Annotated in this window: 21 protein-coding genes; 10 read left to right on the top strand and 11 right to left on the bottom strand. The window is 66.7% G+C overall.

The features are described from left to right. The first annotated feature begins 44 nt into the window (after positions 1-44). Positions 45-434 (top strand): DUF805 domain-containing protein, encoded by a 390-nt coding sequence (locus V3B41_RS02465; protein WP_029550756.1) that lies wholly within the window; start codon positions 45-47, stop codon positions 432-434. Between the two features lie 73 nt (positions 435-507). Here the strand turns inward: V3B41_RS02465 and V3B41_RS02460 are convergent, their stop codons facing one another. After that, positions 508-882, bottom strand: a complete 375-nt coding sequence (locus tag V3B41_RS02460; RefSeq protein ID WP_049432205.1) for a hypothetical protein — start codon at positions 880-882, stop codon at positions 508-510. Between the two features lie 280 nt (positions 883-1,162). On the opposite strand from V3B41_RS02460, the gene V3B41_RS02455 reads away from it, so the two are divergent. From V3B41_RS02455 to V3B41_RS02415, 9 genes are all read left to right on the top strand, one after another. Beyond that, the gene (locus tag V3B41_RS02455) at positions 1,163-2,191 is read left to right on the top strand and encodes an alpha/beta hydrolase-fold protein (protein WP_295547684.1); all 1,029 of its coding nucleotides are present in this window, start codon (positions 1,163-1,165) and stop codon (positions 2,189-2,191) included. 122 nt (positions 2,192-2,313) lie between these two features. Then, complete coding sequence (locus V3B41_RS02450) at positions 2,314-3,690, top strand: ATP-binding protein (protein ID WP_329859941.1); 1,377 nt, start codon at positions 2,314-2,316, stop codon at positions 3,688-3,690. A gap of 51 nt (positions 3,691-3,741) precedes the next feature. After that, positions 3,742-4,788: an ABC transporter substrate-binding protein gene (locus V3B41_RS02445; RefSeq protein ID WP_049432196.1), complete on the top strand. Its 1,047-nt coding sequence runs from the start codon at positions 3,742-3,744 to the stop codon at positions 4,786-4,788. After that, positions 4,785-5,828 (top strand): iron ABC transporter permease, encoded by a 1,044-nt coding sequence (locus tag V3B41_RS02440; RefSeq protein WP_197619147.1) that lies wholly within the window; start codon positions 4,785-4,787, stop codon positions 5,826-5,828. The genes V3B41_RS02445 and V3B41_RS02440 overlap by 4 nt, the downstream gene beginning before the upstream one ends. Then, positions 5,825-6,586: a heme ABC transporter ATP-binding protein gene (locus V3B41_RS02435; protein WP_100443516.1), complete on the top strand. Its 762-nt coding sequence runs from the start codon at positions 5,825-5,827 to the stop codon at positions 6,584-6,586. Before V3B41_RS02440 ends, V3B41_RS02435 begins: the two co-directional genes overlap by 4 nt. Positions 6,587-6,648: 62 nt before the next feature. Next, on the top strand, positions 6,649-7,398 hold the full coding sequence (locus V3B41_RS02430) for a hypothetical protein (RefSeq protein WP_197650003.1): 750 nt from the start codon (positions 6,649-6,651) through the stop codon (positions 7,396-7,398). A gap of 426 nt (positions 7,399-7,824) precedes the next feature. After that, positions 7,825-9,861, top strand: coding sequence for an elongation factor G (gene fusA, locus V3B41_RS02425; RefSeq protein ID WP_049429298.1), 2,037 nt, complete (start codon positions 7,825-7,827; stop codon positions 9,859-9,861). Between the two features lie 205 nt (positions 9,862-10,066). Continuing rightward, positions 10,067-10,339 (top strand): hypothetical protein, encoded by a 273-nt coding sequence (locus V3B41_RS02420; protein ID WP_005409616.1) that lies wholly within the window; start codon positions 10,067-10,069, stop codon positions 10,337-10,339. A 110-nt stretch (positions 10,340-10,449) separates the two neighbouring features. Beyond that, on the top strand, positions 10,450-11,205 hold the full coding sequence (locus tag V3B41_RS02415) for a SapC family protein (RefSeq protein WP_012480151.1): 756 nt from the start codon (positions 10,450-10,452) through the stop codon (positions 11,203-11,205). On the opposite strand, the gene V3B41_RS02410 is transcribed toward V3B41_RS02415, so the two are convergent. The 10 genes from V3B41_RS02410 to V3B41_RS02365 all read right to left on the bottom strand — a co-directional run bounded on the left by V3B41_RS02410 (position 11,206) and on the right by V3B41_RS02365 (position 21,259). Then, positions 11,206-13,512, bottom strand: coding sequence for an ATP-binding protein (locus V3B41_RS02410; RefSeq protein WP_329859936.1), 2,307 nt, complete (start codon positions 13,510-13,512; stop codon positions 11,206-11,208). It abuts the gene before it with no gap. 14 nt (positions 13,513-13,526) lie between these two features. Continuing rightward, on the bottom strand, positions 13,527-14,291 hold the full coding sequence (locus tag V3B41_RS02405) for a response regulator transcription factor (protein WP_329859934.1): 765 nt from the start codon (positions 14,289-14,291) through the stop codon (positions 13,527-13,529). Between the two features lie 123 nt (positions 14,292-14,414). Beyond that, positions 14,415-14,921, bottom strand: a complete 507-nt coding sequence (locus V3B41_RS02400) for a GNAT family N-acetyltransferase (RefSeq protein WP_049429301.1) — start codon at positions 14,919-14,921, stop codon at positions 14,415-14,417. 96 nt (positions 14,922-15,017) lie between these two features. Beyond that, complete coding sequence (locus tag V3B41_RS02395; protein ID WP_049429296.1) at positions 15,018-15,551, bottom strand: lipocalin family protein; 534 nt, start codon at positions 15,549-15,551, stop codon at positions 15,018-15,020. An 8-nt stretch (positions 15,552-15,559) separates the two neighbouring features. Next, positions 15,560-16,633, bottom strand: coding sequence for a class I SAM-dependent methyltransferase (locus V3B41_RS02390; protein WP_197632005.1), 1,074 nt, complete (start codon positions 16,631-16,633; stop codon positions 15,560-15,562). Beyond that, positions 16,630-17,415: a DUF1295 domain-containing protein gene (locus tag V3B41_RS02385; protein WP_329859930.1), complete on the bottom strand. Its 786-nt coding sequence runs from the start codon at positions 17,413-17,415 to the stop codon at positions 16,630-16,632. Before V3B41_RS02385 ends, V3B41_RS02390 begins: the two co-directional genes overlap by 4 nt. Beyond that, positions 17,412-17,960, bottom strand: a complete 549-nt coding sequence (locus V3B41_RS02380; RefSeq protein WP_049429293.1) for a DUF2878 domain-containing protein — start codon at positions 17,958-17,960, stop codon at positions 17,412-17,414. Before V3B41_RS02380 ends, V3B41_RS02385 begins: the two co-directional genes overlap by 4 nt. A gap of 1 nt (position 17,961) precedes the next feature. Continuing rightward, complete coding sequence (locus V3B41_RS02375; protein ID WP_049429292.1) at positions 17,962-19,221, bottom strand: cyclopropane-fatty-acyl-phospholipid synthase family protein; 1,260 nt, start codon at positions 19,219-19,221, stop codon at positions 17,962-17,964. Continuing rightward, positions 19,218-19,985: a DUF1365 domain-containing protein gene (locus V3B41_RS02370; RefSeq protein WP_049429291.1), complete on the bottom strand. Its 768-nt coding sequence runs from the start codon at positions 19,983-19,985 to the stop codon at positions 19,218-19,220. The genes V3B41_RS02375 and V3B41_RS02370 overlap by 4 nt, the downstream gene beginning before the upstream one ends. Further along, entirely contained in the window at positions 19,982-21,259 is a 1,278-nt protein-coding gene (locus tag V3B41_RS02365; protein ID WP_049429290.1) for an FAD-dependent oxidoreductase, read from the bottom strand. The genes V3B41_RS02370 and V3B41_RS02365 overlap by 4 nt, the downstream gene beginning before the upstream one ends.

Genomic DNA, 21,259 nt, shown 5'->3' with positions numbered 1-21,259 from the left:
TGCATTTGGCACACTGCGCGGCCACTTTTTCAAGGATTGATGCCGTGCAGGAAATGATTCTGCCGTTGAAGCGCTATGCCCAGTTCGAGGGCCGCGCCAACCGCCGCGAATATTGGATGTACCAGCTGTTCCTGTTCCTGGTGGCGACGGCGGTGATGCTGCTGGCCGGCGTGCTGGCGATCCTGCTGCGCAACAGTCCCGATGCGCTGGCCGGCATCCTGATCGGCATGGTGGTACTGCTGTGTGTGATGTGGCTGGCGACGATCGTTCCTCTGATCGCAGTGACCGTACGGCGCCTGCATGACTGCAATCAGTCGGGCTGGCTGTTCCTGCTGGCGCTGGTGCCGGGCGGTGGAATCGTGATCATGATCTTCTCGCTGCTGCCGGGCACGCCGCAGGAGAATGTCTATGGTCCGGTGCCTTCGGGGCCGTGACGCTGTGCGAGTCGAGCATGGCTCGACTCTACAGAGGCAAGGAAGAGAAGCCGGCATCTTGCCGGCTTCGTTTTTACTTGACGGTGCAATCGCCGAAGGACAGGTAGTCCGTGCCGGAGCTGAACTGCAGCGTGCAGCTGGCGGTGAACGTTGCGCCTTCTTCCAGGGCGCCCAGCTTGGCCGCCTGCTGCTCGTCGTCGGTGGTCAGCCGGGCCAGGACATTGCCCTGGTCATCGCCGGCCTCGATCAGCGGTTCGCCCGCCAGGTTGCTGGAAACGCCCAGCGCCACGGCGGTGAACGTCACCGTCTGGTTGAGTTGGTCCATGCTCAACGTCGAATTGCCGGCCTCTTCAAAGGCCTGGTAGAGCGACGGCAGATCCTGCGCGGCGTGGGCGGCCAACGGTGCAAGCAGGCCGAAGGTAAGGGCGATCAGTGCGGTGTGCTTCAAGGGGGTCTCACAATCATGGGATCCAATCCCATGGCGGTTGTGTGCAGATGAGCGCGACCCGGATGGCGGGAAGTGCCCGCCATCCATGGCTGCGCTGGAAGCGGGGCGATCCAATGCCCCGGTGGCCGGCAAAATAGGGGAAGTGCCGCCTCCTGTGCAACTGGCCGTGCGCGCGCGTGATACATAGCGTGACGTTTGATCGATGTGATAATCATTCGCGTTTAAGGTAGACTGCGGTCCCTTGTGAACCGGCGGCCGTGGGCCGCTCCTGCCGCCGCTGATGAAGCATTTCGTCCCGCTTTCGTGCCGTGGTCCGCTGGCCCGCGGCTTGGCCGCCTTGATGATGGGTCTGCTCCTGGCCACCCCCTACGCCCATGCGCAGCAGCGCAATCCGCTGCAGAAGATCGGCCACACCGTGCTCGACGAGCCGGCGGCCAGCTATCGCTTCGAGCAGTTCGTGGTGGACAGCCCCGACCAGCAACGCCGCTGGCGGGTGAATGTGGCGATCCCTGCCAAGGCCGGCAAGGCGCCGCTGCCGGTGCTGTACGCGCTGGATGGCAATGCCGTGGCGATGGTGCTGGACCAGCCGATCCTGGCCGAGCTGGCCGCGCGCAAGGCGCCGCCGGTGCTGGTGCTCATCGGCTACGACAACGATCTGCGCATCGATTCGAAGGCGCGCACCCGTGACTACACCGCGTGGATCGACCGCGCCGACGACGAGAGCGGCAGCACGCAGGCAGTTGGCGGCGGTGCAGCGGCCTTCCTCGATGTGATCGAGCGCCGCATCAAGCCGGAAGTCGAGCGCCGCGCACGCATCGATGCGCAGCAGCAAGCGCTGTGGGGCCACTCGCTGGGGGGACTGTTCGTGCTCAATGCGCTGTACACCCGTCCTGCCGCGTTCCAGTCCTATCTGGCCGCCAGCCCGTCGCTGTGGTGGAGCCACGGCGCTGCGCTGGGCGATCCAGAGCAGCAGTTCGTGCAGAACGTGCATGGCCAGCCGGCGAAGCTGTGGCTGATGCTCGGCGGTGCCGAGCGCGTTGGTGATCGCGGCAAGCGCGACATGAACAACCCGCGCGTGGTCGCGCACCTGCGCCGCATTGGCGGTGCCACGCCGGATGCAGCCATGCAGTTGTCCGAGCGGCTGGCCAGGGTGCCGGGACTGAGCGTGCAGTACCGCGAGTTCGAGGGTCTGGGCCACGGCCCGATGCTGCCGGCCTCGTTCCACGCGGCGCTGCACGAGCTGTACGGCGTGACCGATCGCAGTGCCGGTGACGGCGCCGCCCCGGGCGGTGACAACGCCGCCGAATGAATCCCTTCGCACGCAATGCCGTGCGTCCCCACTACCCAGGCGAGGCTGCCGGCGTGCAGCGGCCCAGGCAACCGATGAATCCCGCGCCATGTGGCGCGGCCTACGTGTGCAAGGAGCCTTCCATGTCGTTCCGTCCGTCTTTCCGTCTCACCTCTCTCGCCGCCGGCCTGTTGCTGGCGGTGACTGCCACCGCGCAACCGGTGTTCGATCAGCCGGCCAACGCCACCTTCAAGGGTGAGGTCGTCTCACGCGGTGAGAACGTGGTTCCCGGAAGCACCGCCGAAGTGGTCGGTCGTGGCTTCGTGCCCGGCCAGAAGGTCAGCCTGCTGCGTGGCGACAGCGTGCTCAACGCACAGCCGGTGGTGGTCGATGCCGATGGCAACTTCAAGACCCAGCTGAGCATTCCGGCCGATGCGGTACCTGGTACCCACCCGGTGGTGGTGCGCGCCAGCCAGCCGGCCGCGGCCACGCTGCTGAAGCTGCGTGTGTCGCCGCAGCTGCCGCTGTCGGGCCAGGCGCAGTTCGCCACCCAGTCCAACAAGCTGGTGCCGGGCCTGTACCAGTCCGCCTACAGCGCGGCCAGCAATGCCGTGTTCGTCACCTCGGCCGTGGGCCGCCCGCCGGTGACCCAGTCGCAGCTGCTGAAGCTGGACCCGAAGACCCTGAAGGTGACCAAGGCGATCACCCCGGCGCAGGTGGCAGGCAGCACCAACGGTGCGGTGTACGCGGTCTATGGCGTGGGCGTGGATGACACCAACGGCAATGTCTGGGTCACCAATACCCGCCAGAACTCGATCGCGGTCTATCGCCAGAATGACCTGTCGCTGGTCCACCAGTTCCCGGTCGACACCGTGCCGCACGCGCGCGACGTGGTGGTCGACGGCGCCCGCGGCAAGGTGTTCGCCTCGGCCACGGGTGAGGACCACCTGTCGGTGTTCGACGCCAGGACCTTCAAGGAGCTGCCGCAGGTGACGCTGGAATCCGGCGTCGATGACGGCAAGTTCACCCCGATGAGCCTGGTGCTGGACGAGAGAAGCGGCAAGCTGTTCACCGTCAGCATCGGTACGCCGGAAGCAGCGGTGATTGATGTGGCCAGCGGGAAGGTCGACAAGGTCATCGACCTGGGTAATTCGATCAGCGCCTCGGGCGTGGCCTTCGATGCGGCGCGCAACCGCCTGTACGTGGCTTCGCAGGGCACCGACAACCTGCTGATCGTCGATGTGGCCGCCGGCAAGGTGCTGCACGATGTCCCGGTCGGCGCCGGTGCGCTGAACGTCGCCTTCGATGATGCCTCCGGCCTGGCCTATGTCAGCAACCGCGGCGCCGGTACCGTCACCGTGGTGAACGGCGACGGCAAGGTGGTCGCCAACCTCGACGGCGGCACGCTGCCGAACCATGTCCGTGCCGATGGCAAGGGCAATGTGTTCGCGGTGAACAAGTCGCGCGGCGCCGAAGATCCGAAGGGTGATCGCATCACCCGCATCACCCCCAAGCAGTAAGTCATCCGGCGGGGCGGCGTGCACGTCGCCCCGCCAGCAAGGAGAACCTCCATGAACATCGCGTCCCGTCTGCGCCTGTGTGCGCTTCCGCTGGCTGTTTCGTTGGCGCTGGCTGCCTGTGGCGGACCCTCGGCTCCTTCGGATGCCGCGAAGCCTGTCGAGCCGTCGGCCACAGCGTCGGCTGCGGAAACCGCGTTGCCGGCAGGCTGGCAGCGCGTGGCCGGTGCCAAGATGCCGGCGGTGCACGACCAGAAGGCCGTGCTGCCGGCCAAGGTGCATTCCGATGATGGCGCCGACGTCCAAGTGACCGACACCAGCCGGATCATTGCCGGTGGCGACGATGTCATCGCGGTGATCGAGGCGCTGGGGCTGGGCAGGCAGGTGTTCGCTGCGCCCACCAACACCACCACCCAGGCTGGCCTCGCCGCGCCGCACCAGTTCCTGTTCAACCGCACCACGGGCGTGGAAGGCGTGCTGAGCCTGAAGGGCTCGCTGTTCCTTGGCAACAGCCTGCGCCGCCACACCGAGCTGGCGAAAAAGCTGCGCGAGGTGGGCGAGCCGGCGGTGGTCATCGATGACCTGCAGCCGGCGCCGGACAAGGTGCGCAAGGTCGCCGCGGCACTAGGGCTGGCCGAAGCGGGGCAAACACTGGCCACGCAGGTGCAGCGGCAGCTGGACGAGGCTGCAGCGATTGGCAAGGGCCTGGGCCATGCGCCGCGAGTGATCCACGTCTCGGCCACCGGCGCCGGTGGCTCTCCGACCGTCGCCGGTGCCGACAGTGCGTCGGCGCAGCTGATCGCACTGGCCGGTGGCGTCAACATCGGCACCGAAGCCGGGGTGAAGAACTACTCGCAGCTGAGCAACGAGGGCGTAGTCGCTGCGGCACCGGAGGTGATCCTGGTGACCGAGCATGACCTGCAGCTGTTCGGCGGCGCCGAGGGCCTGTGGAAGGCGTACCCGACGTTGAAGCAGACGCCGGCCGGGCAGGCCAACCGGGTCTGGGTGATGCCGGATGTGCAGCTGAAGTACACCAGTGTCGGTTCCGGTGCTGGCGCACTGGCGCTGGCCAAGGCCCTGGCGGCGTTGCCGAAGGCATGAGTCCGGCGGATCGGCGCCGCCGTCGCGGGCGGACGATGTTGATGGTGGCGTTGCTGGCACTGCTGGGGGCAGTGCTGGCGTCGTTTGCCGTGGGGCCGCTGCGCTTGCCGCCGCTGGAGGTGATGCAGGCGCTGGCGGTGAAGCTGGGCCTGCTGGATCCGCAGGCAGTCAGCAGCCGCGATCTGGCCGTGGTCTGGCAACTGCGCATTCCGCGTGCCCTGCTGGGTGCGATGGTGGGCGCGTCGCTGGCGATGGCCGGTGCCAGCCTGCAGGGCCTGTTCGGTAACCCGCTGGCGGATCCGGGCATCGTCGGTGTCAGCCAGGGTGCTGCATTGGGTGCGGTGGCCGCCATCGTGCTGGGCGCGGCGGGCGCTGCGGGTTGGCTGGTGCCGGTGGCCGCGTTCGCCGGCGGTGCGCTGGCGATCGGCCTGACGTATGCGTTGGCCCGGCCCGGCAAGGGCATGGGTAACGCCACGCTGCTGCTGGTCGGCATCGCGATGGCCGCGTTCTGCTCGGCGCTGATTGGTTTCCTCACTTACATCGCCAGCGAAAGCGAACTGCAGTCGCTGGTGTTCTGGCAGATGGGCTCGCTGGCGCGTGCCAACTGGGCCGACGTGGCGGCGGTGGTGCCGTTGTTCGCCATTGGCGTGTGCGCATTACAGCGGCTGGCCACGCCGCTGGACATGCTGGCGCTGGGCGAGCGCCAGGCACAGCACCTCGGGCTGGATGTGGCCCGCACGCGTCGTCGCCTGGTGGCGTTCAGTGCGCTGCTGGTGGGCGCGGCGGTGGCCTTTGCCGGTTCGATCAGCTTCGTTGGCCTGGTGGTGCCGCACGTGGCGCGCCTCCTGGTCGGCCCCGGCCATCGCTGGCTGCTGCCACTGTCCGGCCTGCTCGGCGCGCTGCTGATCGTGGTGGCCGATACTGCAGCCCGCACGCTTGATCCGCCGGCGGAGATTCCGCTGGGCCTGTTCTCGGCTGCGCTCGGCGCGCCGTTCTTCCTCTGGCTGGTGCTGCAGCAGCGCCGCAAGGCGACGCCATGAGCGTGTTGCTGAAGCTGCACGACGTGGTGGTGCGTCGCCAGCAGCGCGTGATCCTGCATGGCATTTCGCTGGCGTTCGAGCCGGGTACGGTGACGGCGCTGGTTGGCCCGAATGGCGCAGGCAAATCCACGTTGCTGGCGGTTGCGGCCGGCGATCTGCGCGCCGATGCGGGCGAGGTGAGCCTTCTGGGCAAGCCGCTGGCCAGCTACAAGGCCGGGCCACTGGCACGTGAGCGCGCGGTGATGCCACAGGAGCACGGCGTGCGGTTTGCCTTCAGTGTCGAAGAGGTGGTGGCGATGGGGCGCCTACCGCACCCGCCGGACGCGGTGGCCGATGATGCCCAGGTGGAAGCGGCGATCGATGCCGCTGAACTGCAGGCATTGCGGCTGCGCGAAGTGCAGCAGCTGTCCGGTGGCGAATCCGCGCGGACCACGTTCGCGCGCGTGCTGGCGCAGGACACCCCGTTGCTGCTGCTGGATGAGCCGACCGCCGCATTGGACCTGCGCCATCAGGAGCGTACGCTGCGCAGTGTGCGTGCCTGTGCCGAGGCAGGTGCCTGCGTGATCGTGGTGCTGCATGACCTGAATCTGGCGGCCGGCTATGCCGATCGCATCGTGCTGCTGGAGCAGGGCAGGGTGGCGGCCGATGGCACGCCCTTGCAGGTGCTGACCGAAGACAACCTGCAGCGCGTCTACCAGCAGGATGTAGTGGTGCTGGAGCATCCTCGGCGCGGGGTGCCGCTGGTGGTAGTTGCCTGAGCGAAGGTCGCCAAGTTGCTCCGGTATCATGGTTGCTTCGTTTTCTTCAATGGACTGATGCCATGATCCGTACCGTTACGCGCGGCGTGCTGCTTGCTGCGATGGTTGCTTCGGTGTGCGCTGCCAATGCAGCGTCGACCTCCCAGGTTTCGCTGGCCAATGCGGCCGAGAACGCCTCGCTGATCGAGACCCGGCATGCCACTGGCGAGGGCGCTGCCGTCACCTCGATCAGGACGCAGTACTTCGCCAACGAGGAAATGTCGGTGAGCTGGGACGACCAGCAGGTGCTGGTGCTGTGCAAGGAGGCGGCGTACCTGAAGATTCCTGCTGCCAAACTGGAGGGCGGTGCGCTGACCACCGAGCAGCGGCAGATGATCGTCTATCAGGCGCTGATGTCCGGTCTGGGGGCTGTCGCGGGCATTGTCGGGCCGGCAGGCGAAGTGGTGGCCGTGGCCGATGACGGTAGCGAGACCCGCAGCGTTGGCGAAAATAGCTGGGCCTACGGTGTTGAGCGATACGAGGTGATCACCCAGCGGCTGCCGGACGGTGCACTTCGGGTCCGGACCCGCAAGACAGAAACCGTGAATACCACGCCTCCGGCGGGCCCGGACGATATGTTCAGCACCGAGGACGACCAGGCGGCGCGCTTGTCCGAACTGGCGCCGGTGGGCAGCTGGACCGAAGTAGTGGTGCGCGGTGGCGCGCGCCAGCCGCATGTGGATCCGGCGATGTCGCTGCAGGGCTGGGTCTCGATGGGGGATGACCGGGCTGCAACGGTGGCCGAGGCGCGCAAGCTGCACGGCTGCAAGTGAGGGCTGCCAGGGGTCAGATCCCTTTGCCAGAGGCAAAGGGATCTGACCCCGATCGTTGTCGGCCTCATCGTTCTATTTATGTTTGCAATATCCACTTGCGCGCCAGATTGGCAGGTCTAGAATGCACCCCATGAGCCGGATGCCGCTCCTGAAGTTTTTCACCCTGACCCGCGCAAGCGCGGAACGGGCGTGTCTGCCTGGAGCCCCACGGGGCCGTTGAAACGGCCATCGATGGACCTTCGACAGAGCGCCCTCCGGGGCGCTTTTTTCGTTTCTGCTTTCCCGGAAGTCGACCAACAGTCGACTCTACCCAGTACCCAAGGAGAACGTGCCATGCACCAGATCGCCGAGACCGAACGCTAGCCGCGCACCCTGTCGCCAACCGGGGTGCGCGGCCCCCGAAGTTGGCTTTGCAGGAATCCTTACATGAACACCCAAGTCCTTTCCCGCCGTCGCAACCTTGGCATCATTGCCCACATCGACGCAGGCAAGACCACGCTGACCGAACGCCTGCTGTGGAAAAGCGGCGAGATCCATCGTGTCGGCGAAGTACACGACGGCAACGCGACCACCGATTTCTCGGCGATCGAGCGAGAACGTGGCATCACCATCGGCGCGGCCGCCGTGCAGGCGCAGTGGGCGCCGCGCGACCTGCCGCCGCATCGGCTGACCCTGATCGATACGCCCGGCCACATCGACTTCGCCATTGAAGTCGAGCGTTCGCTGCGCGTGCTCGACGGCGCCGTGGCCGTGTTCTCGGCCGTAGACGGCGTGCAGCCGCAGTCGGAGACGGTGTGGCGCCAGGCGCGCCGCCATCGCGTGCCGCTGATCGCCTTCGTCAACAAGATGGATCGCGTCGGCGCCTCGTTCGAGCGCGTGCTGGAGCAGTTGCAGGGCAAGCTGCAGGCACGCCCGTGGGCGCTGGGCGTACCGCTGGGCAGCGAAAGCGCGTTCAACGGCTGGGTCGATCTGGTCGATGAGCGCGTGCTGCAGTGGCAGGAGGGCGACGCAACCACGATGACCCCGTGGGACGACGCGGTGCGCGCCCAGTGGCAGGCACAGCGCGATGCGCTGGTCGAAGCCGTGGCTGATCACGACGAGCAGCTGGCCGATGCCTGGCTGGAAGGGCGCGTTATCGATGCCGAACAGCTGCGCGCAGCGATCCGTCGGGCGACGCTGGCGGGTGCGGGCGTGCCTGTTCTGGCCGGTGCCGCGTTCAAGGACAAGGGCATCGAGACGCTGCTGGACGCCGTGGTCGATTACCTGCCATCGCCGTTGGACCGGCCTGCGGTGACCGCTGAAAGCGAGCGCGGCGAGGTGGTACTGCCGCCGGACCCGGATGGTCCGCTGGCAGGCTTGCTGTTCAAGATCACTCATCAGCAGCACGGCGCCCTCAGCTTCGTGCGGCTGTACTCGGGCACCTTGAAGGTGGGCGACGCGGTGGCCAGCTCGCAGCATCCGCAGGGCAGGCGTGTCAGCCGGCTGGTGCGGGTGCAGGCCGACCAGACCCATGACATCGAACAGGCCGTGGCCGGCGACATCGTGGCGGTGCTGGGCTGGAAGGATGCAGTCAGCGGTGAAACGCTGAGCGGCCGTGCACAGCCGCTGCGCCTGGAGAACATCCAGGCTCAGGCGCCGGTGCTGGCGTGGCGGCTGGAGCCGGCGCGTGCGGCCGACCTGATCCGGATGGCGCAGGGCCTGGCCAGCCTGGCCCAGGAAGATCCCTCGTTCCGCGTCGAAACCGACCGCGACACGGCGGAGACCCTGGTCTGGGGTATGGGTGAGCTGCACCTGGAGGTGATGGTCGAGCGCCTGCGCAGCGAGTGGAAGGTTGATGTGGGCGTGGGTGCGCCGCGCGTGGCCTACCAGGAGACACCGATGCGCGCGATGTCCGGTGTAGTCGGGCGGCTGGTCAAGCAGACCGGCGGCCAGGGCCAGTTCGCGCACGTGGTGCTGGATGTGGCGCCGCGCGACGACGACCAGGTGGTGTTCAACGACCGCATCGTCGGTGGCGTGGTGCCGCGCAGCTTCATTGCAGCGGTGGAGAAGGGCGTGCGTGCCGCGCTGTCGGAGGGTCCGCAGGGCCATCCGGTGGTCGGTATCGAGGTCAGTCTTGTCGATGGCCAGACCCATGCGAAGGACTCCTCCGAAATGGCGTTCCATCGCGCGGGTGCCGAGGCGATCAAGGCGGCGCTGGCCGAGGGTGGCACGCAGCTGCTGGAGCCGGTGATGGCGGTGACGGTGCATTCGCCGTCGGCGTCGGTGGGTGACGTTGTTGGCGACCTCAACCGCCGCCACGGCCGCATCACCCGCATCGACGACCAGGAAGGTCGGGCTGAGGTCAGTGGCTTCGCGCCGTTGGCGCAGCTGGTGGGTTACACCACCTCGCTGCGTTCGCTCAGCCAGGGACGCGCCAGCAGCGAAGCGCACCTGCATGGCTACGAGCCGGTGCGGGTTGCATGAGGAAGGCGAGGGGAGCCCGTGCGCGGGCTCCCTTTTTTGTGGGTGTTGATGGCGTTTCGTGTCCACGCCATGCGTGGATGAATTCGTCGGGTCGCTTTCTTTTTTGCACTGCACTGCAACAAAACTGCAGAAAAAGCTGGATTAAAGTGATGCCTCACGATAAATTGCGCACCCCCCGTTGCTCGCCGCCGCCCGCACCCCTCTCATGCGTGATGACAAAGACCCCGGAACCCTGGAGCTGACCCTGCCGCGAAAGCGCGGTCGTCCGCCCAAGTTCGGGTACGCCATGAGTGATGCGCAGCGGGCCGCACGCTATCGCGCGCGCCGGGCGGGGCAGGCCAACCATGCCGATGTGCGTTCCTGCTCGGACATGGTGCTGCTGGACAAGATCCGCGCGGCGGTCAGCGCCCGCGACACTGAGCTGGCCGGTTTCCTGGTGCATGTGCTCTGGCAGCGGTACCCCCTGCAGCTGAAATAGGCCAACGATGGGGTGGCCGTTGTCATCGAGCTTGTTGATAATGCGGGATTCAGGTTGTTCCCGCTGGCGCGCCCGGGATGGCAGGCGCGCATGATCGAACGGTTCCCAAGATGACCACCACCAGCGACACCACCACCGAAGCGGCGCCGAGCAACGCCCCCCTGTTCTACACCCGTCCGGTGCCGCTGCAGGCCGATGTGCATGCCGACCTGCGCATCCTGCCGGGCAGGCTCGAGTTTGCCGCGGGCAACAACGCCATTCCGCTGGTGCTCGGCGAGTTCTCGCTGGCACTGCACCACTTCCCGATCCTGTTCGCTGGCCCGACCGCGGTGCCGATGGCCGCCGTTGGCGTGTCCGACCAGAACCTGTTCATCAAGGACGGCCTGTGGGAAGACGAGGCCTATATCCCGGCCTATCTGCGTCGCCATCCCTTCATCTTCATCGACACCGGCTCGGACAATGATTTCCTGCTGGGCATCGACGAAGAGAGCTCGCGCGTGGTCAAGGGCGGTGACGAAGGCCAGCCGCTGTTCGTCGACGGCAAGGCCACCGACATGGTGCAGCAGGCGCTTGAGTTCTGTGGCCAGTTCACCCGTGAGCACGAACAGACCCAGGCCTTCTCCAAGGCCCTGATCGACAACGGCCTGCTGGTCGAGCGCAATGCAACCGTGCGTACCCCGGATGGCCGTGAGTTCAACCTCAATGGCTTCCAGGTCGTCGACGTCGAGAAGTTCGTCGCGCTGCCGGAAGCCACCGTGGTCGAGTGGCACCGCAGCGGCTGGCTGGCCCTGATCCACCAGCACCTGATGTCGCTGGGTCGCTTCAACGACCTGACCCGTCGCCAGGTCGAGCGTCTGGCGGCCTGATCAGGCCCTGGGCATGGCTTCCGCAGTGCGGGAGCCATGCCATTGCTGCAGGGCTTGCAGCAGGCGTCGCGCATCGACCCAGTCGGGCGTGGGCTCGCCAGCCAGGTCCCACAGGTCGGCCGCAGTGTCGGCCTGCGCGGCGGCGCCGCACATCTGCAGTGCGCCCTGCAGGCGATGGGCATGGTGGCAGAGGGAGGCTACATCAGCGGCTTCCACGGCCTGTTCAATCTGCGCCAGTTCGTGGCGGATGTCTTCCCGATAGATCAGATCCCGGCAGGCAGGGGCTACGGACCGCTCGGTGTAGCCGTCAATGGGCAGGTCCAGTGCCAGCAGCAGGTCCGCGACCTGCAACGGCTTGGCCAGGCTGGCATCGAAGCCAGCCTTGCGGGCGCGTATTGCGTGCCGGGGCCCCTTCCTTGCTGATAGCGCAATCAGTCGCAATGGCTGTTGTGCCTGACGGCGCAGCTGTGTGGCCAATGCATAGCCGTCCATGTCCTGCAGCCCGATGTCGAGCAGCACCACGCTGCGCGGTTGTGCGGCCTGCTCGGCGAGCGCGCTGGCGCCGTCGGCAAGCGCGCGCACGTCGGCGCCCAGCCGTCGCAGCTGCTCGCCGATGATCCGGCGATTGAGCGCATGGTCCTCGACCAGCAGCAGGTCGAGTCCAGCCAGTGGCGTGTCGCTTTCGGGCGTGCCGACCGGCCCTTCGCTCTTGCTGACTGCCTGCACCGGCAGGCGCAGGGTGAAGCGACTGCCACGCCCATGCACGCTGTGCGCGGACAGATTGCCGCCCATCGCCCGGCTGAGTTCATGCGCGATCATCAGGCCCAGCCCGCTACCGCCGCGCGCCTGCCCGCCTTCACTCTGTTCGAACGGGCGAAAAAGAAGGGGCATCTGCCTGGCCGGGATGCCGATGCCACTGTCGATCACATCCAGCAGCAGCTCCTGCGGATGGTCAGGCGGTGTCAATTGCAGGCGTAGCTCGATGCCGCCGATATCGGTGAACTTCAACGCATTGCCAAGCAGGTTGCCGACAATCTGGCGAAACCCCTCCCGATCAAGCGCAACAGCCGGGGCGGGGTCGGGCTGGCACTCGAAGCGAAGCGCCAACCCCTTCTGTCGCGCGTGTGGCCGCAGGGCATCCAGCGATTGACGGCAGAGCCGGGCAATGTCGCAGGGTTGTGCCTGGGGTCTGTAGGTTCCGCTGGCCAATCGTGAGAATTCCAGCGATCGATTCAGCAGGCCACGCAGCGAATGCCCAGCCGCATGCGCGGCCGCGAGTAGCTCACGCTGCCGCTTGGGCGATGGAGACTGGCCGAGCAGGTCGATCGAGGCCAGCACGGCCTGCGCAGCATTGCGCATCTCGTGGCTGATCATGCCGACTGCGCGCGCGTGGCTCCGTCCCTTGCGGGCCCGGTGGCTGTGCACCGCGCGCCACAGCAGAGGGGTGCCGGCCAGCGTGGCAAGCAGGGTGAGCAGCCAGGGCGAAGAGGGCGCGCGCATCCAGTCCAACGCGCGCTCGACGGTCGCTGGCACTGCCTGCTGAGCCCATGCCTGCAACAGACTGGCATGTTCTTCCAGTGTGATGTCGCGCAGGCCCTGCTCGATGCGCAACAGCAGTTGCCGGTCCTCGTTGCGCGTAAGCAGGTGAAGGTCGGTGGAAAAGTCGCTGTCGAACCGCTGAAGCTGCAGTTGCCCGCGGAAGTGATGGCGGATCAGGGGCCGCAAGGTCGTTTCCAGGCCGATTGCGACGTCGGCGATGCCGCTCTCGACCGCCGCCAGCGCGGCATGCCGATCGGCCAGGTGCAGCCGCTTGATGCTGGGATGGTGCAGGGCAAGCCAATCGGCGTAGGGCCCGCCTTCGACGACGGCCAGCACCCTTGTTCCCAACTCCACGATATCGTGCGGCAGGGGTTGGCCGGCGCGTCCGGCCAGCATGGTTCTTCCTCCGGGAAACGCGACCGACTCCAGCAGCCCGGGGCACGGGCGTGGCTGCTGGCGGGACTGCCCCATTACCAGTACCAGATCGGCCTTGTGCTGGCAGACCGCGACAACCGAGGCGCTGCCGCTGGGATAGGCCTGCTCCAGGAAGCGCAGCCGTGCGTGTCGTTCCACAAGGCTGGCATAGCCATGTGCAAGGCTCGGCATCGGCGCCGAATCAGCGAGGGTGGCGGGCATCTGGCGCAGGGCGGGTGCGGTGGCCACCCGGACCTCGCGGCCGGACTCCCATGGCCGGATTGGCGCGTCTTCTGCGGAAGCCACAGGCAACAGAAGCAGCGCCAGCAGCAGGGCCGGCATGTGCAGGCGCATTCGACTGGCCGTTCTCACATCGCCTCCAGCTGTCGTCGCATGGCGTAGATCTCGGCATCGTTGCGCAGCCCGAGCTTTCGCAGGGCCGCGGTCTTCTGCGTGCTGATCGTCTTTACGCTGCGATGGCGTTGAAGCGCAATCTCGGAGACGGTCAGGCCTGCGAGCAGCAGATCGAGCACTTCACGCTCGTTGCGGCTGAGTTCGTCGAAAGCGGCCGGCAGCGTGCAATCGGGAGGCAGTCGTGACAACCCCTGCGACACCCGCACGATGGCATCCGAAAGCATTGCCAGCGGTTCGGCCTTGCTGACAATGCCACTGATGCCGTTGGCGATCAGCTGGCTGACGTGCGTGGTGGGCGAGAGGGTGGCGAAGGCGAGCAGGGGCACGCGAGCGAAGCAGTCACGCAGCAGGCTTACCAGTTCTGTGGCACTGCGGTCTTCGCGGCCCAGTGCAAGGTCGATGATTGCGACGTCCACGGACATCTTCCGCAGGCTGCCGATGAATTCGTCGCTGCACGCATGGCTGGCGACGATGCTGAAACGGTCATCGCCGGACAGGTGCAGGGCGGTACCACGACGAACGACTTCATGGTCGTCCAGGAGCGCCAGCCGCAGCCGACGCGGTGCAGGAATTCCATTCATGCGCTGGGAGGTGATCGGCGCCCGTGGGGCGTGATGATCATTCTGGCGCTGCTGTCGCGTCGAACATCGAAATTGCTTGATTTTTGCGATTATTCCTAAGAGTCGATGTGCTGCATCCATCGATTCCGGGCTATCCATCGATGGTATGGATTGCCAGGCCGGGGGCAATCCGTTTCCGCAAGCGAGATGGCGCCTGGTGCGGATGTCATCGGGAAACATCTGGGGCAGCACGGCGCCGATCCGCGCCCACCGGGATCGACTTCATGGTGTCTGATCGTTGCCGTGCAGGCTGCGCGCCATCTCGCTGGTTCCAGCCCAGCCAAGGTCGGCGTACAGTGGCGCCCCCTGCGCGGTGGCATGCAGGACTGCGTAAGTGGCGCCACGTTCGGTGAAGGCGTCGTCTGCCAGGGCCATCAGCTTCCGGGCGATACCGCGGCGGCGATACTCCGGTTCCACGTAGACGTTGAGGACGTAGCCGCGGTAGCCCTGGTCCGGATGGGCAGGGTGGGGCGGCCAGTCGATCAGCATCAGGCCGATGCCGGCGATGGTTCTGCCGTGGTCTGCAAGGACATGGCCGAAGTACTCGCCAGAGGCCAGGCGCGGCGCCAGCCAGGAACGGAAAGGAGCCGCCATCGCCCGCAGGACCTCCTCGGTTCGCCCGCTATCGCGGAACATGGCTTCGCGGTGGGCGCAGATTGCATCCAGGTCGCCCGCACGGATCTGCCGCACTTCAAGCCCGTTCCATGTCGCCTCTGCGTGGCTGCCCATCATGCTGATCCCCGGCTCAGGTCTGTCCGGCAATTCTGGCACCCTCTGCCGGGCGATGCATGACGAAGAACGCAATCGGCACTTCGCTGCCATGCACTACCGGATGGACTGCGGCACACGCCGCAGCCGGTGGATGTCGTAACCCATGTCGGCGATGCGCTGCACGGCTTTCTGGTAGTCGCCGTCGGACACCTGGGGCGTGCGCGCCATGTACCACACGTAATCGCGCTTGCTGCGTGCCACGATGGTCTGTCGGTAGTCGTCATCCAGCCAGGCGATGATGTACTCGGCCTGGATCGGCCAGATGAACTGCATGCCCCAGACCGCCCCATGGCCTTCCTCTTCGACACGGCCGATGGGGTGCATCGACTTCGGCGGGGCATCGAAGCTGCCCTTGCGATAGGTGAAGGTGGTCTGGATGCGCCCGTCCGGCTTCAGGGCATAGCTTTCCACCGCATCGTAGGCCTCGCGCTCGGGCCAGGACGGAATATGGGCGATCACATACCAGTCGCCCATGAAGCGCGGCACATCCACCGAGGGCGCACGCGGAAGTGGCCGGGTGTCGCTGGACGAGCAGCCCGAGCCGAACAGGCCGACCGCGATCAGCGGAAGCAGCGAGAACATGCGCATGTCACACCTCAGCGGGGACGGAACAGGTAATGGGCCACCAGCCATTGCTGGCCATCGTCGTAACCGAACAACTCGGCACACGCCATCCAGAACATCCGCCAGCGTTGCCACCAGATGCGCGCAGCCGCAGGCCCATAGGTCGCCGCCAGCACCGGCATCACCCGATCGCGTGCCGCGTCCTGATTGGCCAGCCAGTGTTCGGCAGTGCGCTGGTAGTGGGTGCCGTCCAGCAACCAGCGCTGATCCAGCCGCAGGTCGCGCTGGAAATGCAGCAAGGTATCGGCGGCGGGCATCAGGCCGCCGGTGAAGAAGTGGCGGCCCATCCAGTTGTCGCCGCCCTCGGTTTCGAACGGGTACATCAGCGTGCGGTGGGCGAAGATGTGCACGAACAACGCACCGTCCGGCTTCAGCCACTGTGCAATGCGCGCCAGCAGGCGCTCGTAGTTGCGCACGTGCTCGAACATCTCGACCGAAACGCAGCGATCAAACTGCGCGGTGGGCAGTTCCAGCTGGTTCACGTCACGGGTGAGCACTTCCACATTGGGCAGTCCGCGCGCCTGGCATTGGGCCATGATGTGTTCGCGCTGGCTGTGTGAGTTGGACACGGCCGTGATCGTTGCGCGCGGGTAGCGCTCGGCCATCCACAGCGTCAGCGAGCCCCAGCCACAGCCCAGTTCGAGAATGTGCTGTCCATCGGCCAGGCCAGCGCGCTGGCCGTACAGCTCCAGCATCGCCTCTTCAGCCTGGTCCAGCGTTTCGTGGCCGTTGGGGTAGTAGCAGCTGCTGTACTTCAAACGCTTGCCCAGGCAGGCCTGGAAGAACGCCGCAGGCACTTCGTAATGCTGGCGATTGGCTGCATCGGTATGCAGTGCCAGCGGGCTGTCGGCCAGTTCGGCGATGCGGCGGCTGAAGCGCGCGGACTGCGCTTCGATACCACCTGCCGATTCTTCCTGCAGGCGCTGCGCGCACAGCCGTCGGATACCGGCACGCAGCGCAGCGTCCGGCACCAGGCCGCGTTCGGCCCAGGCGGTCAGCCCGGTTTCTGCTTCCTCGGCCGGATTCAGTGACGGTATCGCGCTCATGCGGAATGCTCCTTGGAAGGGTGGGGGAACCAGGGGAAGAACATCGGCGTGCTGCGCTGGTAGGCGCGGTAGTCGTCGCCGCGGCTGCGCAGGGCCTGCTTTTCGGTGAACGGGATGCCGCTCAGATAGCGCAGGAATACATACATCAGCACGGGGCCGAGCCAGGCCAGCCACCACAGCGGGGAGCCGACGGCCAGCAGCACGTAGGTGAACCAGTGCAGCCACTCGAAGAAGTAGTTGGGGTGGCGGGAATACCGCCAGAGCCCATCACGGCAGGTACGGCCTTTGTTGGCCGGGTTCGCGCGGAACCGGGCCAGCTGGCGGTCGGCCAGCGCTTCTCCGCCCACGCTCAGCAGCCAGACGAACGCGGCCGCCAACGCCCAGGGGGGGGTGCCAGCGGCTTGATTGGCAGCGACCGCGACGAAGGGCAGCGCAAACAGCACCACCAGCAGTGCCTGCGCCATGAAGAACGCGAAGATCTTTCCCTGGTGTCCCTGCCAGTGCTCTCGGAGGTAGCGATAGCGCCCGTCCTCTGCTTCGTGCTGGACCCGATGCCAGAGATGAAGGGCCAGGCGACCGCCCCACAGGCCGCCGAGCACAGCCAGCGCCACCCGTGGCGTCACCGCACCATCGCCCAGCAGCGCCAGCAACAGCGCGGCGGCAGCCACGCCTTTGGCCCAGAGCACATCCACAACGCCGATGTTGTGGTGGCGGCGCTGCCAGGCCCAACCCCAGCTCATCACCAGTAGCGCGTAGAGCAGCACCCAGAGCAGGTTGATCATGATGACGCTCCGGCGAGAGGGGGGTGTGGCGTAGTACGCGTGCCGCCAAGGGCGGCGCGGCACAGGAGGGAAAGCGCAATGCCCCAGCCCGTGCCGAGGACCAGGACGCCATGCCACGTCGGGCTGTTGAACTGCACCGCGCCGAATCCACGCGCGGCCGACAGGTAGGCCAGTGGCGCCAGCACCAGGCCGAAGAGGGGCGGCAGGGCAGGGTGTCGCTGCAGGAAGCGCATCGAGGTGCTCAGGGTCATGGCGAATGAAGCCCACAAGGCCATGATCCAGGGCGGCGGCGCCCATCCCAGCGGGGCAGCGGCGTAGCGCACGGTGCCGCTGGCGGCGGCGCTGGCGTCGACCAGCCAGGCGCAGGCCAACGCTAGCAGCAGCAGCCGCAGGTCCAGTCGGGGATGCGCCGACGTCAGCAGCTGGCTGCCGATATACAGCGACGCGGCCAGCAACGCGGGCCACTGCCAGCCGCGCCCGGCACCAGCCACCGCGCACAGCCAGACCAGCTGGTTGCCAAGCAGGTTGGCCCAGAACCGGCGCATTTCAGTTGCCTTCGCCAGCCGGGACCGCGGGTCGATGGCCCGGGCGCGCCAGCAGCAGATGCGAAACACCGATCGAACGCTCCAGGAAGCCGCCTTCGCAGTAGGCCAGGTAGAAGTCCCACAGGCGGCAGAAGCGCGCATCGAACCCCTGTGCCTGCACGGCGGGCAGCTGTGCGAGGAAGCGCTGGCGCCAGGTGCGCAGGGTCAGCGCGTAGGAATGGCCGAAATCCTGCTGGGCGATCAGCTGAAGGTCGCTGGACCGCGTCTTGGCCGCCATGATCGCGTTGATGGAGGGAATGAAGCTGCCGGGGAACACGTAGCGCTTGATGTAGTCGACGCTGCGCCGGGCCTGCTCGTAGCGATGGTCCTCGATGGTGATGGCCTGCAGCAGGGCAACGCCATCGGGCTTCAGCAGCCGCTGCAGCGTGGCCATGTAGGTGTCCAGGTACTCGGCGCCGATCGCTTCGATCATTTCGATCGAAACCAGCTTGTCGAACCGGCCCTGCAGGTCACGGTAGTCCTGCATCAGCAACGTGACCCGGTCCTGCAGGCCGGCGGCCCGAACGCGCTCGACGGCCAGCGCATGCTGTTCGGCGGAGATGGTGGTGGTGGTGACGTGGCAGCCATAGTGCTGCGCCGCGTGCACCGCGAAGCCACCCCAGCCGGTACCGATTTCCACCACCCGGTCACCCGGCGTGAGTTGCAGCTGCTGGCAGATGCGGTCCAGCTTGCGGCGCGAGGCAGACTCCAGCGATTCGGATTCGCTGGTGAACAGCGCCGACGAGTACATCAGGTCCGGCGACAGGAACAGGGCGAAGAAATCGTTGCCCAGGTCGTAGTGGGCGGCGATGTTGCGCCGGCTGCCCTCGCGGCTGTTGCGGTGCAGCCGGTTCCAGCCGCGCAGCAGCCAGCCAGCCACACGGGCCGGGCCCTGCTCCATGCCATCAAGCAGGTCGCGGTTGCGGACCAGCAGGCGTATCAGAGCCACCAGATCATCGCAGTGCCATTCGCCCTGGATGTAGCTCTCGCCGGCGCCGACGCTGCCCTGCGCAGCGACCTTCCGGTAGAACGCCGGGTCATCAATGGTCACCGTCACCTGCAGCCCGGCATGGGCGTTGCCCAGCCGGACCTCGCCAAGGGCATCGCGCACGCACAGGTGGCCGTCACGCAGGGGGGCAAGCTGTGCCAGCAGCCGGCGGCGCAGGAAGGCGTCCAGCGCGCTGGGGCGCGGCAGGGTCACCGAAGGTGTCATCGAGTTCATCGCGGTTTCCCGGCAAGGGTGGGGTGGTCGTGTACGGGGTTGCGCTTCAGCCACAGCCGCAGTGCGTGCCAGTGGATGGCGGCCACCACCTGGGTGGTCATCAGTGGATAGCAGGCCAGAACCCGCGCCAGGCCGCGGCCATCCAGAGGGCGGCGTTGCAGCGTCTGGGTGGCATCGAACTGGCGAATGCCGTCTCGCCAGACCTGCATGTGCACACGCAGGTCCTCATCGGGGCTGTTGAAGCGCCAGTCGTAACGGCAGTCCATCGGCATGAACGGCGAGACGTGGAATCGCTTGTCGAACTGCCAACGCAGTGACGCACCTTCGTGGACGGCCGTGGCGACCGGCAGCACGTACGCGTGCCGCTCCTTCCAGGGCGTATTGGTGATCTCGGCCACGATGCAGTCCAGCGAGCTGCCGTCGGCCTGGTAGCAGTAGTAGAAACTGACCGGGTTGAACACATGCCCGGCAAAGCGAAGGTGCGTCAGCAGGCGTACCGGCCCCGAAGGTCGATGGCCAAGCGTCTGCGCGGCATGGTCGCGCACGGCGTCGGCCAGAGGCTGTGCGGGATCGCCGAAATAGTCGCTGCGCCGGAACTCGGCAAGGTTGCGCCGATTGACCGACCACAGCCAGCGCCCGGCAAACACGGTCTCTAGTTCATCCAGGTCGAGCAGCAGTTGTGCAACCGGATAACGGAACGTATGCGGATGCGGGTGATGCCGGCGATGCATCACCTGCCCGAAATAGAGTGCGCTGGCGCTCATGCCGCCACCTCGCGCGCCAGCGATACCTGGCGATGCGGTGCGCAGGCCAACAGCGCATCCACCACGCGGCGGGCGCTGCGAATACCATCCTCATGGAAGCCCCAGCCCCAGTAGGCCCCTGCGAACCAGGTGTGGCGATGGCCCTGCAGGTCTGCCCATCGCTGCTGCGCGCGAACCGCAGCATGATCGTGCACCGGGTGTGCATAGTGCAGCGTGCGCAGCACCCTGGCCGGGTCGATGGCTTCGCTGCGGTTGAGGGTGACCACCAATGGCGTGCTGCCGGGCAGGCCCTGCAGCAGGTTCATGCAGTAACTGACCGTGCAGGGCGCGGTTGGATCCCGCGGTACATGTGCATTCCAGGCGGCCCAGGCCTTGCGGTTGCGTGGCAGCAGCGAGGCATCGGTATGCAGTACCGCTTCGTTGGATTGGTAGCGGATGGCACCCAGCACCTCGCGCTCGACGGGGTCGGCATCACCCAGCAGGGCCAGGGCCTGGTCGCTATGGCAGGCCAGGATGACTTCGTCGAAGGCTTCGACGCCGGCGGCACTGTGCACGCGTGCGCCCTCAGGCGTGCGCTCCACCCGCTGCACCGGGCACTGCAGGCGCTCATGCACCCGCCAACGGCGGCGCAGTGCATCCACGTAACGGGCCGACCCGCCGGTAACGACCCGCCAGGAGGACCGCCCGGTCATCTGCAGCATCTGGTGGTTGGCCATGAACTGGGCCAGATAGCGCGCGGGGAAGTCCTGCACCGTGGCGGTGGGAGACGACCACAGTGCCGAGGCCATCGGCAGAAGGTGCTCTTCAATGAAGGCCTCGCCGTAGCGCTGATCGCGCAGGTACTGGCCCAGCGTTGGGCCTTCGTCCTCGCCCAGCAACAGCGGGGCATCCCGATAGAAGCGGCGCAGGTCGGCCAGCATGCCCCAGAAGCGCGGCGATACCAGGTTGCGTCGCTGGCAGAACAGGCCATCCAGCGAGGTGGCGTTGTACTCCACGCCGCTGCGCTCGCTGTGCATCGAAAAGCTCATGGTGGTCGGCTGCGAGGCCACGCCCAGCTCATCGAACAGTGCCGTCAGCAGCGGGTAGTGCCGGGGATTGAAGACAATGAAGCCGGTGTCCACGGCCATGCGCGTGCCGTCTATCTGCACGTCGTGGGTATGGGTGTGGCCGCCCAGGTAATCGTTGGCCTCGAACAGCGTCACCTGGTGCCGCTCCTGCAGCCACCAGGCGCTGGCCAGCCCCGAGATGCCTGAACCGATGATGGCGATGCGCAT

This window comes from Stenotrophomonas sp. SMYL89 (assembly GCF_036319985.1).
Taxonomy (GTDB): Bacteria; Pseudomonadota; Gammaproteobacteria; order Xanthomonadales; family Xanthomonadaceae; genus Stenotrophomonas; species Stenotrophomonas maltophilia_Q.
This window is presented reverse-complemented; position numbering and strand designations above follow the sequence as displayed.

Bases quoted from the DNA above. Each gene is read 5' to 3' on its own strand.
- V3B41_RS02385 (WP_329859930.1), bottom strand. From the start codon at position 17,415: ATGATCAACCTGCTCTGGGTGCTGCTCTACGCGCTACTGGTGATGAGC.
- V3B41_RS02450 (WP_329859941.1), top strand. From the start codon at position 2,314: ATGTCGTTCCGTCCGTCTTTCCGTCTCACCTCTCTCGCCGCCGGCCTG.
- V3B41_RS02410 (WP_329859936.1), bottom strand. From the start codon at position 13,512: ATGCGCCTGCACATGCCGGCCCTGCTGCTGGCGCTGCTTCTGTTGCCT.
- fusA (WP_049429298.1), top strand. From the start codon at position 7,825: ATGAACACCCAAGTCCTTTCCCGCCGTCGCAACCTTGGCATCATTGCC.
- V3B41_RS02435 (WP_100443516.1), top strand. From the start codon at position 5,825: ATGAGCGTGTTGCTGAAGCTGCACGACGTGGTGGTGCGTCGCCAGCAG.
- V3B41_RS02375 (WP_049429292.1), bottom strand. From the start codon at position 19,221: ATGAACTCGATGACACCTTCGGTGACCCTGCCGCGCCCCAGCGCGCTG.
- V3B41_RS02440 (WP_197619147.1), top strand. From the start codon at position 4,785: ATGAGTCCGGCGGATCGGCGCCGCCGTCGCGGGCGGACGATGTTGATG.
- V3B41_RS02380 (WP_049429293.1), bottom strand. From the start codon at position 17,960: ATGCGCCGGTTCTGGGCCAACCTGCTTGGCAACCAGCTGGTCTGGCTG.
- V3B41_RS02420 (WP_005409616.1), top strand. From the start codon at position 10,067: ATGCGTGATGACAAAGACCCCGGAACCCTGGAGCTGACCCTGCCGCGA.
- V3B41_RS02415 (WP_012480151.1), top strand. From the start codon at position 10,450: ATGACCACCACCAGCGACACCACCACCGAAGCGGCGCCGAGCAACGCC.
- V3B41_RS02400 (WP_049429301.1), bottom strand. From the start codon at position 14,921: ATGGGCAGCCACGCAGAGGCGACATGGAACGGGCTTGAAGTGCGGCAG.
- V3B41_RS02370 (WP_049429291.1), bottom strand. From the start codon at position 19,985: ATGAGCGCCAGCGCACTCTATTTCGGGCAGGTGATGCATCGCCGGCAT.
- V3B41_RS02390 (WP_197632005.1), bottom strand. From the start codon at position 16,633: ATGAGCGCGATACCGTCACTGAATCCGGCCGAGGAAGCAGAAACCGGG.
- V3B41_RS02430 (WP_197650003.1), top strand. From the start codon at position 6,649: ATGATCCGTACCGTTACGCGCGGCGTGCTGCTTGCTGCGATGGTTGCT.
- V3B41_RS02445 (WP_049432196.1), top strand. From the start codon at position 3,742: ATGAACATCGCGTCCCGTCTGCGCCTGTGTGCGCTTCCGCTGGCTGTT.
- V3B41_RS02395 (WP_049429296.1), bottom strand. From the start codon at position 15,551: ATGCGCATGTTCTCGCTGCTTCCGCTGATCGCGGTCGGCCTGTTCGGC.
- V3B41_RS02455 (WP_295547684.1), top strand. From the start codon at position 1,163: ATGAAGCATTTCGTCCCGCTTTCGTGCCGTGGTCCGCTGGCCCGCGGC.
- V3B41_RS02365 (WP_049429290.1), bottom strand. From the start codon at position 21,259: ATGCGCATCGCCATCATCGGTTCAGGCATCTCGGGGCTGGCCAGCGCC.
- V3B41_RS02405 (WP_329859934.1), bottom strand. From the start codon at position 14,291: ATGGATAGCCCGGAATCGATGGATGCAGCACATCGACTCTTAGGAATA.